This is a genomic window from Hyphomicrobium sp., assembly GCF_035572195.1.
In the GTDB taxonomy this organism is placed as follows: domain Bacteria; phylum Pseudomonadota; class Alphaproteobacteria; order Rhizobiales; family Hyphomicrobiaceae; genus Hyphomicrobium_B.
In genome coordinates this window covers 1-14,749 of the sequence record NZ_DATNBA010000119.1, presented here as the reverse complement: position 1 = coordinate 14,749, position 14,749 = coordinate 1, and the positions used below count along the sequence as shown (strand labels likewise).

The following is a 14,749-nucleotide window of genomic DNA, read 5'->3' as shown; positions in this document are numbered from 1 at the left end:
ATGTGAAAGAGAGATCTCAAATCTGCGGGTGATAGCGAGGGACGGCACCAGTGCCGACCGACAAGTGCGCGTCTGGAAAAGCACCTTGAGCACAGGTGCAAGTGAACGCGACGCATTGGTAGCGGTAGTCGATCACCTCATCGCAGAAACAGCTACGAGCTGTCTCCAACCCGATCGGCACTAAAGGTTTTTCTCCGTAGCAGTTTGTCAGCCATATCGTCGGTTCATCTGATCAGGCGGCTACTGAGGGGACGGGGAGGCATGTTCGTCCTTTCAATTGACCGACTTGGTAGTTCTGGCTCGCGAAATGCATTTCGTCCGTGCCGCCGATCGGTGCAGCGTTACGCAGTCGACACTTTCGGCAATTCCAAATCGAGCTGTTCTTCAGCCATCTTCTTGCCGAAACTCGACACCGTGACGCCGACCAAGCGTATGCCCATGGCGACCGGATATACCGAGCGGACAAGCGCTACACTCACCTCTTTCAGCTCCTGATGCGTGCAGACAGGCACGCGCAATGTCCGGCTCCTCGTCGCCTGCCTGAAGTCAGCGTATTTGATCTTAACGGTGACGGTCTGGCCAAACATTTGATGCTTTTCGCACCAGGCCCACACGTCGTCGGCCATCGCGATGATGCCGGCCTCGATGTCGGCTGGTGACGTCAGATCCTCCGAGAAGGTGGTTTCAGAGCCGGATGACTTGCGTGGCCGGTTCGGCATGACGCGGCGATCGTCGTCTCCCCGCGCGATGGCAAAGTACCAAGCGCCGGATTTGCCGAAGTGCTGTTGCAGAAATGCGAGCGACTTGTCGCGGAGATCGGCACCGGTGTTGATGCCGAGTGTCTTCATCTTCTCGGCCGTCACAGGTCCGACGCCGTGGAACTTGGCGACCGGCAGCTCCGCGATGAACGCTGGCCCCATCTCCGGCGTGATAACGAACTGGCCGTTGGGCTTGCGGTGGTCGGACGCCAGCTTGGCCAAAAACTTGTTGTACGAAATCCCGGCGGAGGCGGTGAGACCGGTCTCGGCGAAGATTTGCGCACGAATGGCTTTCGCAGTGGCCGACGCCGTTGGAATGCCGCGCAGGTTCTCAGAGACGTCGAGATAGGCTTCGTCCAGAGACAGCGGTTCAATGAGCGGCGTGTAGTCGGCGAAGATGCGCCGGATCTGCTCGGACACCGCCCGATAGACCTCGAAGCGCGGCGGGACAAAAACGAGATCGGGACATTGCCGGAGCGCGATTGCCGATGGCATGGCCGAGCGGACCCCGAACGTGCGGGCTTCGTAGCTCGCCGCCGCGACCACGCCGCGCTTGGCGGCATGGCCGACAGCGACAGGCCGCCCACGAAGGCCCGGATCATCGCGCTGCTCGACCGACGCATAGAAGGCGTCCATGTCGATGTGGATAATTTTACGAACGTTGGCTTGGCCCATGACCAATTCTAGCACCAGCACGAAGAGGCGCTATGCTGAACCGGCCTCGCGGCGCCGCTCCAATTCGAAGCCGACATCACAGCAGCCTTAATTGGCAGCCGTACCCTGAGTTTTGGCCTGAAGCAGAGCGCCTCGGTCTCAGGCCTTCAAAGAGTTGTTGGGCTAACTTCCTTTATTCCTTTGAGCCGATCCTTTTTGGGAACTGCGATGACGCCGGTGCGTTAGTTGGCTGATCTTCTCGCAGGACCGACCATGGACCCGCTCCGCTCCGCCTTCACTCTGGCCTCGATAGCCTTCCTCGTAGGCGTCGGCATTGTCGCTGTGAGTATCCAGTTTCGCCATCCGGCCGCCGTGTTTGCGGGCAATCCGATAATGGCCAGCGATGACATGGGGACAAGTGGCGTCGGTTATCCTGCCGATGCTTTGCCTACGGCCACCAGCGCAATCCATTAGTTTTGTGAGGGTGCGTTGACAAAGGTTTTCGGTGGGTAACCCGGAGCCTTTATCGTTTCTGCTCAGTCGTCTGTATCGGTACTCTGAACAGCCTCGTTCTCGTCCTCTAGCTCATCATCAGCGTCGTCATCATCACCCGGAACTGGCGGTGATGTAACTGGCTTGCCCGGCAGGATAACCTGTTCATCGGCTGGCACGTCCGCGTCGAAGTCCTCGGGATCGATAATCTCTTTTTTGCGCTTGTCCATATTGCCTCCTAGCCCAAAAAAGGGACGTCAGCTTCCAAAGGAATAAGCTGGCGTCCCGTCGGCCATGCAATCGGGGGAAGATTGCCATTGGATAACCGCACAACGGAATAGCGGTTCCACCGAATTGAAGGGGCATTGGGATGAAGTCGCGACACCCTGTCGAGTGCGTCCGCGGAAGGACGGGGGCCGGATCGCCCCAGGATCGCACCCGGCGGAGTTCGGCGAATTGCCGGATGCGACTAAGTATTGAAAACACTGGTGAGCCCGGTCGGGATCGAACCGACGACCCTCTGATTAAAAGTCAGATGCTCTGCCGCTGAGCTACGGGCCCACGAAGGCGTCCGGTTACCTGCCTTTTCGGCCGAGCGCAAGCCTTGGGTCGTCGCAACCACCTGCAGAGACCGTTCATACGCCATCGGCACAATCTGGAGGCCCCATCAGGTCAGCCCTGACGGGCGCAGCCCAGCCTGACTCGCTATCCGCCACATAGCGGCTGAGCGGCATGACTGATAGTGCTTGAAGCGAATTCATGCAACTGAGCCCAGGCGCTCGCCCAACTGCCGCCGCTTGCCCCGAATCATCGTCCTCATGACTGCCACGCGTATGCGCCGCTCCGTGGACTCCATGTCCGGCCGTCTGAAGGCCATCCTGCTGATGTGCGCGGCGGTCACGCTGTTCGCGTGCCTGGATGCCAACGCCAAGTATCTCGGCAGTCATTTCAAGATGCCGGTCGCGGAGATTGTGTGGACACGCTTCGTCGGGCAATTTCTGCTGATGGTCGCGCTTCTAGGACCGCGCGCCGTGCCGGACCTCTTCAAGACCCAAAAGTTCGGACTGCAGATGGTCAGGTCGTTTTTGATGGCAGCGACGACCGTCTGCAATTTTGTTGCGGTTCAGTATTTGCGCCTCGATCAGACCATTTCGATTGCGTTCCTGGCGCCGCTCGTCGTCGCATTGCTCGCCGGGCCCCTGCTCGGAGAATACGTCGGATGGCGGCGTGCACTGGCAATTGTCACCGGATTCATCGGGATCTTGATCGTCATCCGGCCGGGCTTTACCCAATTGCATCCGGCATTTGCCGTGTCGTTCGCAGCGATGCTCGCCTACGCACTGTTTATGATCGTCACGCGCAAACTCTCGGGCTTCGACACGCCGTTCGTGACGCTGTTCTATTCGTTGCTCGTGGGTGTCGTTGGCGGCGCGCTTTTCGCAATTCCGCAGTGGGTCTGGCCGAGCAACGTATTCGAATGTCTGCTGCTGCTTACGCTCGGAGCGCTCGGCGGCCTCGGCCACTATTTGCTGATCCTCGCCTATCGGCTGGCGCCGGCATCTTCGGTATCGCCGTTTCTTTACTTCCAACTGCTGAGCATGGTGAGCCTCGGCTATTTCGTTTTCGGCGATACGCCGGATCGATGGTCGCTAATAGGCTCTGCCGTCGTCATCGCCTCGGGCCTCTATCTCGTGCACCGTGAGCGCGTTGCAGGCGCTGCCGATCGCGCTACCGCTCTGGAGCAGCAGGCGGCTTTATGATGCGGGCCTTCGTTGCCGCGGCCCACTCTTCGAAGTTGCCGGCAGAGATCGCCTCGCGCATCGCCGCCATCAGGTCCTGATAGAATACCGTGTTGGCCCACGACAGGATCATCGCCCCGAGGTATTCGCCTGACTTGATCAAGTGGTGCAGATAGGCGCGCGAATATTGCCGTGCGGCCGGGCACGAACTCTGCGCGTCGAGCGGTGAAGCATCGTCGGCAAACCTGGCGTTGCGCATGTTCAACTCGCCATCCCAGGTGAACGCATGGCCGTGACGTCCGTTTCGCGTCGGCATCACGCAATCAAACATATCGACGCCGAGGCGAACGGATTCGATGAGATCGAGCGGCGTGCCAACGCCCATCAGGTAACGCGGCTTGTCGGCGGGCAAAGCGGGGAGCGTTTCAGCGAGCGTCGAGATCATCGCCTCGTGGCCTTCGCCGACCGCGAGACCGCCGATGGCATAGCCCGGGAAGTCCATCGCGACGAGCGCCTCAGCGGACCGTTGCCGAAGCGCGATGTCGGTTCCGCCTTGCACGATCGCGAAAAGCGCCTGCCCCGGCCCGACACCGCCACTGGCGCGTTGCACTTCGAAAGCCCGCTTCGAACGCTCCGCCCATCGCAGCGACAATTGCATGGCGCGATCGACCTCGGACGGGGCGGCCGGAAGTTCGATGCACTCATCGAATTGCATTTGGATGTCGGCACCCAGCAGCGACTGAATTTCGATTGACCGTTCTGGCGACAGCATGTGCCGCGAGCCATCGAGATGCGACTGGAACGCGGCGCCTTCCTCGGTAATCTTGCGGATCTTGGCAAGGCTCATCACCTGGAAGCCGCCGGAATCGGTGAGGATCGGCCCATTCCAGCCCATGAATTTATGCAGGCCGCCGAGTTTGGCGACGCGCTCGGCGCCGGGCCGCAGCATCAAATGATAGGTGTTGCCAAGAATGATGTCGGCACCGGCATCGCGCACCTGCTCCGGGTAAAGCGCTTTGACCGTGCCGACGGTGCCGACCGGCATGAAGGCCGGCGTGCGAATGACACCGCGCGGCGTTGAGATTTCCCCGCATCGCGCCTTGCCGTCTTTCGCGAGAACGCGAAAGTCGAATGTCTCAGCCATGGTATCCTTGAGGTGACTATCCATGCCGACCGTCCGCCGCTGGGAACAGCAGGCTGGCATCGCCGTAGGAATAGAAGCGGTAGCCGGCGCGAATGGCGTGGCCGTAGGCGGCGCGCATCGTACCGAGACCGGAAAACGCCGCGACCAACATGAACAGCGTCGAGCGCGGTAAGTGGAAGTTGGTCATCAAAATGTCGACGGCCTTGAAGCGATAGCCGGGCGTGATGAAGATCGACGTTTCACCGGACCAGGCAGCGATCGTGCCATCATCCCCGGCGGCGCTTTCGAGAAGCCTGAGCGAGGTTGTACCGACCGCCACGATGCGGCCGCCGCCCGCGCGGACGTTATTCAGCGCTTGTGCGGTCTCGGCCGAGACTTCGCCCCACTCGGCGTGCATCACGTGGGTGTCGGTATCGTCCGTCTTAACGGGGAGAAACGTGCCCGGCCCAACGTGTAGTGTCACGAAATGACGTGATACTCCGCGTGCCTCGAAGGCATCGAGAAGCTCGGGTGTGAAATGCAATCCTGCCGTCGGAGCGGCGACCGCGCCGTCCTTGCTGGCATAGACGGTCTGATACGCGGCGCGGTCGCGATCGTCGGCGGGGCGCTTCAACGCGATGTAGGGCGGCAGCGGCATCATGCCGACGGCCCTGATCGCTTCGTCGAGCACGTCGCCTGAAAAATCGAATGCCAGCTCGACCTCGCCGGCTTCACCTTTCGCCGACACGGTCGCGTCGAGCGCGCCCATCATGCAGCTCTCGCCCGAGTGGCCGAAATGCACACGATCGCCGGTCTCCAAGCGCTTTGCCGGACGTGCGAAGGCGCGCCAGGAATTGTCGCCGACGCGCTTGGTCAGGTTGAAATCGACTTTCGCCTGCGTCTCGCCGCGAATGCGGATGCCGGAAAGTGCCGCCAGGATCACACGCGTATCATTGAAGACGATCGCATCGCCCGGCTGCAGCAGACCCGGAAGATCGCTCACACTTTTATCCGCGAGATCGGCGTCGTCACTTGCGCAGCCGCCTTGGACGGGATGGACGACGAGCAAGCGCGCCGCATCGCGCGGTTGCGCGGGATGAAGCGCAATGGCGCTATCGGGCAGCTCGAAATCGAAAAGATCAGTTCGCATTGTGCCGGCTTACCGCTCAGCTCCTCGTAAGCCAAGCCGCGATAGCGAGGCCCGCGACGATCAGCCAGCTCGCGATCAGCAGACTGCCGCCCGTAGGCGCGGCCATCGGGAAGACGTGCGTACCGGAAAGCGTATGCAGCGCAATGTCGCCCGAGAACAGCGACGCCGCTGCCAGCATCAGCACGGCTGCCGCCTGCCAAAGTTTCTCTCGTTCCGTACGCATTGCGAGGGCGATAATGCCGACGGCGGCGGCGGCATGAATGGTCAACATCATCGCGGCGGTCGCGAGCGCGGGGCTCTCGACCTTGTGAGCGGCGACCGCTGCGAGCGCAACGCCGGCTGCACCGGCGACCCCGGCCCACGCCAAAATCAGAAAAGGCGCGCTGCTTCGCGCGCCTTGACTGTTCTGGCCTGCGTTCGGCATCAAGCTGCGTCCGTTGCGACGCGAACCGTGATCATCTTGTCGGGGCTCTTCGGCGGCTCGCCCTTGTTGATCTTGTCGACGTTCTCCATGCCCTCGATGACCTTGCCCCAGACCGTATATTGCTTGTCGAGGAACGACGCATCATCGAAGCAGATGAAGAACTGGCTGTTCGCCGAGTTGGGATTGGACGAGCGCGCCATCGAGCAAACGCCGCGCACGTGCGGCTCGGCGTTGAACTCTGCCGGCAAATTTTCATGCGAAGAACCGCCCGTGCCGCGCCCCTGCGGGCAACCCGTCTGCGCCATGAACCCGGGAATGACCCGATGGAACACGATGCCGTCGTAGAATTTCTCACGCGCCAGAGCCTTGATACGCTCGACGTGCTTCGGTGCGAGGTCGGGTCGAAGCTCGATTACGACGGGGCCCTTGCTCGTCTCGATGACGAGCGTGTTCTCTGGATCTTTGTACTCGGCCATTGGGGCCTCCTATTCTAACGGTTTTGAGCCGTGCGGCTCACTGCACGTAAACCTTCAACATCACGTCTGGATCCGTAACGGTTCCCGAACCCGGCGCGCCGCGCTTGATCGCATCGACATTCTGCATGCCTTCGGTCACTTCGCCCCAGATCGTATATTGGCCGCGAAGACCGCCGCAGCCGATACTGTTGAAGCAAATGAAGAACTGGCTATTCGCCGAATCGGGATCGGATGTCCGCGCAGCTGCGACGGTGCCGCGCTTGAATTCCTCTTTCGAGAATTCGGCAGGTAGGTCGGGGAGCTTCGATCCGCCTGCGCCCGTTCCCGTGGGATCGCCGGTCTGCGCCATGAAGTCATCAATCACGCGATGCCATTTGAGGCCGTTGTAGAAGCCCTGCGCGGCGAGCGTCTTGACGCGCTCGACGTGCTTCGGCGCGAGATCGGGGCGAAGCTTGATGACGACCTTGCCGGTCTTCAGTTCGATGACAAGGTTATCGCCCGCGGCGTACGCCGGCTGGCCTGCAAGGAACGTCGTGGCAAATACGGAGACGAGCACTAGGGATAAAATACGGAACATGACGCTCCTCATGATGCTGTGGGGGGAAATTTCAAAAGCCGGCGAAGCCGATCTGTCGTTGCGCGGTGAGTGTCGCCGCCCTTATGGCGATTTGACGGCCCAACCGCAAGTGCGAGGCGGGCTGCGCATCTGCCGTTAGCGACGCGACTTCATTCCTCAGGACCGCCCGCCGGGCTTCGTTGACTGCGGCAGAGCGTCCGGCCGGCTTCCCGAAAGTCCCGGAAAATCCAGGCAGCTTTCATTTCCTGGCTTCCGCTTTCCCGCTGCGCACACATTGCGTGTTGTTCAGGACGTCTTGGCCGACTTGGCTTTGAGGCGCTTCAGCACGTCCTTCGATACGAAAGGCGAAGGATCGCCGCCCATTGAAACGATCGCACGGACGAGGTTCGCCGCGATGTGGCGCACCGCCGGAGATGCCGCCACGTAAATCGTTTGAATCTGAGGCGCCATTTCGCCGTTCATGCCGGCCATCTGCATTTCATAGTCGAAGTCCGTGCCGTCGCGGACACCGCGGATGATGACCGAGGCGCCGTTGACCCGCGCGGCTTCAACGGCGAGGCCCGAGAACGTCACGACGCTGATTTTCGTTTTCGTCAATCGCGCGAGTGGGCGCACCTCGTCCTCGAGCATCGCAACGCGCTCGGCGGCCGGGAACATCGGCGCCTTACCTGGATTGACACCGATACCGATGACGAGCGCATCGAGAAGGCTGGCCGCGCGCCGGATGACGTCGGTATGGCCGAGCGTGACGGGATCGAACGATCCCGAATAGAAGCCGATGCGGGTCATGGGATTTTCTAGCGGCGTAAGGGGAGCGGGATCAAGCTTTTGCAGCGGACTTGAGTTTTAAGCCTAACAGAAAAGCCTTTTCTGCGCGTTAATTGCTTGCACCTGCACGGCGATGGGGGTTGCGCGCGGGTAGCCGCCTACTCAACTGCGGTTGCGTCAATCGCCGCGTCATCGGTTCCATTATCGTCGGTGATGCGCTCGACGGAGACGACTTTCTCCTCGGCTTCCGTCTTGAAGATGCGAACACCCTGCGTATTGCGACCGGCGATGCGAATGTCGTGCACCGGGCAGCGGATCAGCTGACCGCCGTCGGTGACAAGCATGATCTGGTCGTTCTCCGCGATCGGGAACGAAGCGACGAGACGGCCGTTCCGGTCGTTGGCGACCATCGCGACGATGCCTTTGCCGCCACGTCCCGAGGTGCGGAACTCGAACGATGACGAGCGCTTGCCGAAGCCCTTGCTCGAGACGGTCAACACAAACTGTTCGGCCGCCTGCATTTCGGTGAAGCGTTCGTGGCTTATGGTGACATCGGCTGCGACGACTTCCTCGGCATCGGCGTCGGTGCTCACCACTTCCGCCTCTTCGACTTCATCGGAACGGCGCAGCGCGTTTGCCTGCTTCAGATAGGCGACTCGTTCTTCGGCCGTCGCCTCGAAGTGGTCGAGGATCGCCATCGAGATGATCTCGTCGCCCTCAGCAAGCCGGATGCCGCGCACGCCATCGGAATCGCGCCCCTTGAACAGGCGCACGCCGTCCTTGATGAGGAACCTGATGCACTGGCCATCCGCCGTCGTCAGCAGCACATCGTTATCGGGCCGCGCGATCGCGACCTGCACGATGCGATCGCCCTCGTCGAGCTTCATCGCGATCTTGCCGTTGCGATTGATGCTCTCGAAATCCGATAGCGCATTGCGACGGACGTTGCCGGACAGCGTCGCAAAGATCAGTTCCAGGTCGCCCCATGTTGAAGAATCTTCGGGCAACGGCAGGATCGACGTTATCGCCTCGCCCTCAGTGAGCGGCAGAAGGTTGACGAGTGCCTTGCCGGGTGACTGCGGCGACGCGGAGGGCAATCGCCAGACCTTCATCCGGTAACACATGCCGCGCGAGGAAAAGAACAGCACCGGCGTGTGTGTCGACGTCACAAAGAGCTGCGTGACGAAATCCTCGTCCCGGGTAGACATGCCGGAGCGGCCTTTGCCGCCGCGCTTCTGGGAACGATAAGCGGCCAGCGGCACGCGCTTGATGTAGCCCTTGTGCGATACGGTGACGACGCAGTCTTCGCGCTGGATGAGATCCTCGTCCTCGACTTCGCCTTCGAGATCCATGATCTCGGTCTTGCGCGGCGTCGCGAACTCGGCGCGGATCGCGGAAAGTTCACTCTTGACGATTTCGACGACGCGAGCGCGCGAGGCGAGGATCGCCAGAAATTCCTTGATCTCGACGGCAATCTTATTGAGCTCGTCGGCGATTTCATCGCGACCCAGCGCAGTCAAGCGTGCGAGACGCAATTCCAAAATGGCTTTGGCCTGCTCGTCGGAGAGCCGGTACATTCCGGTATCCGACAGCGTGTGCCGCGGATCGGCGATGAGCATGATCAGCGGCGCCATGTCCTTCGCCGGCCAATCGCGCAACATCAATTGCTCTTTGGCTTCGGAGGGCGACGCGGAGGTGCGGATCAGCTTGATCACCTCGTCGATGTTGGCAACTGCGATTGCAAGGCCGACCAGGACGTGGGCGCGGTCGCGTGCCTTCGTCAGCTGATGCTTGGTTCGTCGCGTCACCACGTCTTGCCGGAAGACCGTGAACGCGGAAATAAAATCCTTCAGCGTCAGGCTTTCAGGCCGCCCGCCGTTGATCGCGAGCATGTTGGCGCCGAACGTCGTCTGCAGGTCGGAATATTTGTAGAGGTTGTTCAACACCACGTCGGCCACGGCATCACGTTTCAGTTCGATGACGATGCGAATGCCTTCGCGGTTGCTCTCGTCCCAAAGATCGGCAATGCCCTCGACCCTTTTGTCTCGAACGAGATCGGCGATCTTTTCGATCAGCGTGCGTTTGTTGACCTGATACGGTATCTCCGTGACGATCAACGCCTCGCGATCCTTGCGGATATTCTCGATTTTGACGCGCGCCCGCATGATGATCGAGCCGCGCCCCTTGTGATAGGCCGAGAGGATGCCGGTGCGGCCGAGAATGATTCCGGCAGTCGGAAAATCTGGCCCCTGAACGATTTGCGTCAGCTCATCGATGCCGATTTCCGGATTGTCCAGATCGGCGATGCAGGCGTCGATGATTTCGCCAAGATTATGCGGCGGAATGTTCGTTGCCATACCGACCGCGATGCCGCCGGCACCGTTGACGAGCAGGTTCGGAAATTTCGCAGGGAGAACGGAAGGCTCTTGCAGCTGACCGTCGTAGTTGTCGCGAAATTCAACGGTTTCGTTATCGAGGTCGTCAAGCAGAAACGACGCGACCTTGGAGAGACGCGATTCCGTGTAGCGCTCCGCGGCAGGAGGATCACCATCGATCGAGCCGAAATTGCCCTGACCATCGACGAGTGGGACGCGCATCGAAAAATCCTGCGCGAGCCGGACCAGCGCATCGTAGATCGCGAGATTGCCGTGCGGGTGATACTTGCCCATCACTTCGCCGACGATGCGCGCCGACTTGACGTACTTCTTGTTCCAGTCGAGCCCCATCTCGTTCATTGCAAACAGGATGCGCCGGTGCACGGGCTTCAACCCGTCGCGCACGTCGGGCAGGGCGCGTGAGATGATGACGCTCATCGCGTAGTCGAGATACGATCGCCTCATCTCCTCGGAAATGGAAATGGGGCGGATGTCGCTCGGCTCTCGCCCAGCGGGCGTCTCGTCGTCGCTCGTATCGGTCAAGGATCAGGTCTTTCCGGGGTCGATTTTTCGTGGCCGACCGATGCACGGTGGCCGACGCAGAACAGACAAAAAACATAGCAGGAATTGGAGTCATAAGCCACCGGCGCGGCGACGTGACACGGGATATGAGGGGTGCGAAATATTCTCGATATTCCAATGCATTGCGCCACACCACTGCGGCGTCGAACATTGCTATGCAAGGGCCCGTCTTCAGTGCCCCGGTGTGAATTTCAGTGAGCGGGCAAGTGCGGACGAAAATGCCGCTCGGCCCGACCCCATCGAGACATCGATTTCGCTCTGTATCGTTGTTCGGCACACGGAACGGTTGCCCGTGTTTGGGCGTTGAGATTGAGGTTGCCGAGAGCTTTCGAAACGTGCGCGGCATGAGCGTGGCGCTTGTCTTTTGAGTCAACGAAGGAGGTTATGATGCATCTCTTGTTCGTGGTAGCGGCGTTGGCTCTCTCTTCCGCTCTTGCAGGCGCGGCCGCTGCTGCCGATAACACAAGTTCCGGTCAAGAAGTATTCAACAATGCGTGCCGTACCTGCCACTCCTGGAAGAAGGACGACCAACGTTTAGGACCGGATTTGCATGGCATCGTCGGCAGAAAAGCCGGGACCGCCGCAGGCTATGCCTATTCTCAGGCGATGAAGGCTTCCGACATAACGTGGGATGAAGCGACGCTCGACAAGTTCATCGCTGACCCCGATCACGTCGTGCCCAATAACAACATGAAGCCGTTTACGGGCATATCCGATGAGGGACAACGCAAGCAGATTGTCGACTTCTTGAAGACCAATCCGAACTGACCGTCGCTTTCACGGAGAGTTCGACGTGCGGCCACTCGCTCGTTGAGATGCAGCTGGAAGCGGCTTTGCATCGAATGCAATGCGGGACAATCGTCTCGTCCCAATTCTCTAGTCGTTGGCAGCACCGACCACTGATACGCAGAACCTAAGCCAAACCGCCAACGACCAGCCGTCTTTCCCTCAAACCGAATAGATTTCCTAGAACGGAATCTCGTCATCGATGGCTTTATCGAAGCCGCCCTTCGAACCGCCTCCGGTCTTCGCAACGCGTCGTGGCTCTCCCGCGCCGGCTCCTGAGCCGAAGCCGCCGTCGGAACCATAATCGGCCTGTCCACCTTCTTGCATACCGGCCGAAGCACCGCGCCCGCCGCTCGCGCCGTCCAGCATCGTCAACGTGCCGTTGAAACCTTGCAGGACGACCTCAGTCGAATACTTTTCGGCGCCGCTCTGATCCGTCCACTTGCGGGTCTGCAGCGCCCCTTCGATGTAGAGCTTGGAGCCCTTCTTCACATACTGTTCGACGACCTTGCACAACGGTTCGCTAAATATAACGACGCGATGCCACTCGGTCTTTTCCTTGCGCTCGCCGGTCGACTTGTCACGCCACGTCTCGCTCGTCGCCAAGCTCAGGTTGGCGATCGGCCGACCGTCCTGCGTGCGGCGAATTTCCGGGTCCTTGCCGACGTTGCCGACCAGAATGACCTTATTGACCGAACCTGCCATTCACTTGTCTCCTTACGAAATTGGCGGCGCGTCTCGCGCGCCCGAATTGCTGTCCCGGAAGCTGTCTGGTTGTATCAGCGCACTTCCGTCGAATGCCAGAAAATCCCGAACGGACATTAGAGGCTAAGCGGCTTGAATTCCGCTCATCATTTGGTGTTGTCCACGCATTTGCGCCATCGAGCGCTGACGCCTCCAGCCGTCGCTGTTCACTTATTGTTCCAATATAGGTTGGCGATCCCAGTGTTGCAAGAAAATTCCGAAGACGGCCGCGATGCTCTCGGAGAACCCTGGCCGCCGTGAGGCACGCGCCCACTGGTCGAGACACCCGTCGCGTAGTCAGCGGCGCCGTTGCAACCGCGGCAAATGGAAGATCGAACAAAGGCAATGCCTGCTTGACTGAGAGGGCCCATCGGCTAATGCGATAGCTCAGCCTCATTCGATCGGACTCGCATTCGGCCTGGAGCTTCAAAGCCACAGATGGCTCACTATAATTGTCTGAATTGTCCCGGGTACTGCTGCTCGTATCCGATTATTGCGTTGACGAAGCGCGACATCGAACGCCTCGGCAAGCATTTCAAGCTGGCGTTCGCGACCGCAAAGAAGCGCTTCACGCGCGAAGGGCACGGCCACAAGTATTTGATGCGCCGGAAAGGCGACAAGCACTTCGGGCGGATCTGCCAGTTTTTCGATACCAAAGAGCGCCGGTGCACAATCTATAAGGCGCGGCCCGCCGCCTGCCGCGATTATCCAGGCAACAACTGCCGCTGCGGTTACTACGACTTTCTGATGCACGAACGGCGCGTGCAGGACGACGACACGTTCGTCGCCGTTACCAATCACAAGGATTGATGTCCCTCTCGCGGCCGGCTCTGCGCGGTGGAGTTGGAAGCGCGAACAAAAAAGCGAAAGCCCCGCCGGATCCACAGATCCGCGCGAGGCTTCTTACCTTCGATGGTTCGCCCAGACTAAAACCGGGCTTTTGAAGCGAGGCTCTGGCCAGCCTGTGCGGCCGCCGCCCTCGTATGAAAGTTCCAGATTGTGATAGTGACAGCTATCAAAAGCGCGGCCAAGTTCTCGAGAGCGCCTCTCAAGCTGCTGACCTCGTAAACGGTCGAGGTCCAAATGTACTCTTGGGTGGAGTCATCCCCTTCCTCGATCTGTTTCGCCGTGTCACGCCTGCTGCCTTTTCCGCATCGAGCAACGGGCTTCATGCCTCGCACTCTTTTGCGGCTCGCCTCTTCCGATCCGTAGCTCACCGGCCCATCGACCGTGATGCATTTACCGAAACGAACAGCGACAGCAGCACCGTCACAAAAGAAATGTGTGCCTCAAATTGCATGTCGTCAAGTCGTCATGCGCCAGAACGCGATCACAAATATCGCGAAGATTTACCCACATCGATGCGGTATTTTTCTGAGCACTCGTGTCTCAGTCACTTTCGGATTACCACCGAGAAACAAAGGAGACAGCGTTTCTAATGACAGTTCAGGCCGCGCGAGCAGCTGCTTTTGCAACGGAGTACTTTTTGAAATCTCTGGAAGAACTCGATCCCATTCATCAGGTCCGTCTATTTGATGGGACAAGACTTATCGCAGGCCACAGGCTCGCGTTTTTCGACGGCGCCGCGGAAAATCGAAACCGTCTCACGCGTACATTGTCCGCCTGACTGAACGATGCGAACGACGTTGTCGCCTTTCTTGCTTTCACACAAAACGTCAACTGCCTGCGCGAGTTCAATCGTTGCGGGATGGCCCTCACTTCGAGGTATTGCTTCAACTGCAAGCGCCGGCGTGACGATGAGATCGCTCAGGCTCGCCGACCGCGAGGCGGGTTTCGGCAACTGCTCGAACGCAATCCATTCGTAGTTCACCTGACCACTGGTTCCGGTCACCCGGATCGAAATGTCTCCCGTCTTGGCGCACGAGCCGACATCAACGCGCGCCGCGCCGGTCGTTGCAAGCGAACGGTAGTCGATCTTGCAGCTAAAATTCTTCTCCAGCAGCGCCGCCTGCGCCAGGCGATGATCGACCTGACTGAAGGGCACGCCATTCGTCCACGAGAAGTAGAGGTTGCGCGCCGTTGGGATCGCGGCGGCAACAGAAACGGCCAGCACGAAGAGCTTGATCAAAGTCAGCGTACG

At 59.9% G+C, this 14,749-nt stretch carries 14 protein-coding genes and 1 tRNA gene; 3 read left to right on the top strand and 12 right to left on the bottom strand.

The window, feature by feature from the left end; translation table 11 throughout:
- Positions 1-341: 341 nt before the first annotated feature.
- From dinB to VN623_RS09830, 3 genes are all read right to left on the bottom strand, one after another.
- Complete coding sequence (gene dinB / locus VN623_RS09840) at positions 342-1,433, bottom strand: DNA polymerase IV (protein WP_325570576.1); 1,092 nt, start codon at positions 1,431-1,433, stop codon at positions 342-344.
- A gap of 515 nt (positions 1,434-1,948) precedes the next feature.
- Positions 1,949-2,134 (bottom strand): hypothetical protein, encoded by a 186-nt coding sequence (locus VN623_RS09835; protein ID WP_325570574.1) that lies wholly within the window; start codon positions 2,132-2,134, stop codon positions 1,949-1,951.
- A gap of 256 nt (positions 2,135-2,390) precedes the next feature.
- Positions 2,391-2,465 (bottom strand) — tRNA-Lys (locus VN623_RS09830).
- A gap of 257 nt (positions 2,466-2,722) precedes the next feature.
- Here VN623_RS09830 and VN623_RS09825 point away from each other — a divergent pair.
- Positions 2,723-3,664: a DMT family transporter gene (locus tag VN623_RS09825; protein WP_325570571.1), complete on the top strand. Its 942-nt coding sequence runs from the start codon at positions 2,723-2,725 to the stop codon at positions 3,662-3,664.
- Here the strand turns inward: VN623_RS09825 and tgt are convergent.
- The 7 genes from tgt to gyrA form a co-directional block, all read right to left on the bottom strand.
- A complete protein-coding gene (tgt, locus tag VN623_RS09820) occupies positions 3,633-4,787 on the bottom strand; it encodes a tRNA guanosine(34) transglycosylase Tgt (RefSeq protein ID WP_325570568.1) in 1,155 nt (384 codons plus the stop codon). The genes VN623_RS09825 and tgt overlap by 32 nt on opposite strands.
- A 16-nt stretch (positions 4,788-4,803) precedes the next feature.
- Entirely contained in the window at positions 4,804-5,916 is a 1,113-nt protein-coding gene (queA, locus tag VN623_RS09815) for a tRNA preQ1(34) S-adenosylmethionine ribosyltransferase-isomerase QueA (RefSeq protein ID WP_325570565.1), read from the bottom strand.
- A gap of 16 nt (positions 5,917-5,932) precedes the next feature.
- Positions 5,933-6,340, bottom strand: coding sequence for a DUF423 domain-containing protein (locus tag VN623_RS09810; RefSeq protein ID WP_325570563.1), 408 nt, complete (start codon positions 6,338-6,340; stop codon positions 5,933-5,935).
- On the bottom strand, positions 6,340-6,816 hold the full coding sequence (locus VN623_RS09805; protein ID WP_325570561.1) for a peptidylprolyl isomerase: 477 nt from the start codon (positions 6,814-6,816) through the stop codon (positions 6,340-6,342). Before VN623_RS09805 ends, VN623_RS09810 begins: the two co-directional genes overlap by 1 nt.
- A 37-nt stretch (positions 6,817-6,853) precedes the next feature.
- Complete coding sequence (locus tag VN623_RS09800; protein ID WP_325570559.1) at positions 6,854-7,393, bottom strand: peptidylprolyl isomerase; 540 nt, start codon at positions 7,391-7,393, stop codon at positions 6,854-6,856.
- Between the two features lie 285 nt (positions 7,394-7,678).
- Entirely contained in the window at positions 7,679-8,182 is a 504-nt protein-coding gene (coaD, locus tag VN623_RS09795) for a pantetheine-phosphate adenylyltransferase (RefSeq protein ID WP_325570557.1), read from the bottom strand.
- Positions 8,183-8,319: 137 nt separating this feature from the next.
- Positions 8,320-11,079: a DNA gyrase subunit A gene (gene gyrA, locus VN623_RS09790; RefSeq protein ID WP_325570555.1), complete on the bottom strand. Its 2,760-nt coding sequence runs from the start codon at positions 11,077-11,079 to the stop codon at positions 8,320-8,322.
- Positions 11,080-11,502: 423 nt separating this feature from the next.
- Between gyrA and VN623_RS09785 the strand changes: the two genes are divergently transcribed.
- Positions 11,503-11,886: a c-type cytochrome gene (locus tag VN623_RS09785; protein ID WP_325570553.1), complete on the top strand. Its 384-nt coding sequence runs from the start codon at positions 11,503-11,505 to the stop codon at positions 11,884-11,886.
- A 198-nt stretch (positions 11,887-12,084) separates the two neighbouring features.
- On the opposite strand, the gene VN623_RS09780 is transcribed toward VN623_RS09785, so the two are convergent.
- The gene (locus tag VN623_RS09780) at positions 12,085-12,609 is read right to left on the bottom strand and encodes a single-stranded DNA-binding protein (RefSeq protein WP_325570551.1); all 525 of its coding nucleotides are present in this window, start codon (positions 12,607-12,609) and stop codon (positions 12,085-12,087) included.
- A 477-nt stretch (positions 12,610-13,086) separates the two neighbouring features.
- Between VN623_RS09780 and VN623_RS09775 the strand changes: the two genes are divergently transcribed.
- Complete coding sequence (locus VN623_RS09775) at positions 13,087-13,458, top strand: YkgJ family cysteine cluster protein (protein WP_325570549.1); 372 nt, start codon at positions 13,087-13,089, stop codon at positions 13,456-13,458.
- Positions 13,459-14,176: 718 nt separating this feature from the next.
- Here the strand turns inward: VN623_RS09775 and VN623_RS09770 are convergent.
- Positions 14,177-14,749: hypothetical protein (locus VN623_RS09770; protein ID WP_325570547.1), on the bottom strand; the 573-nt coding region annotated here is incomplete at its 5' end.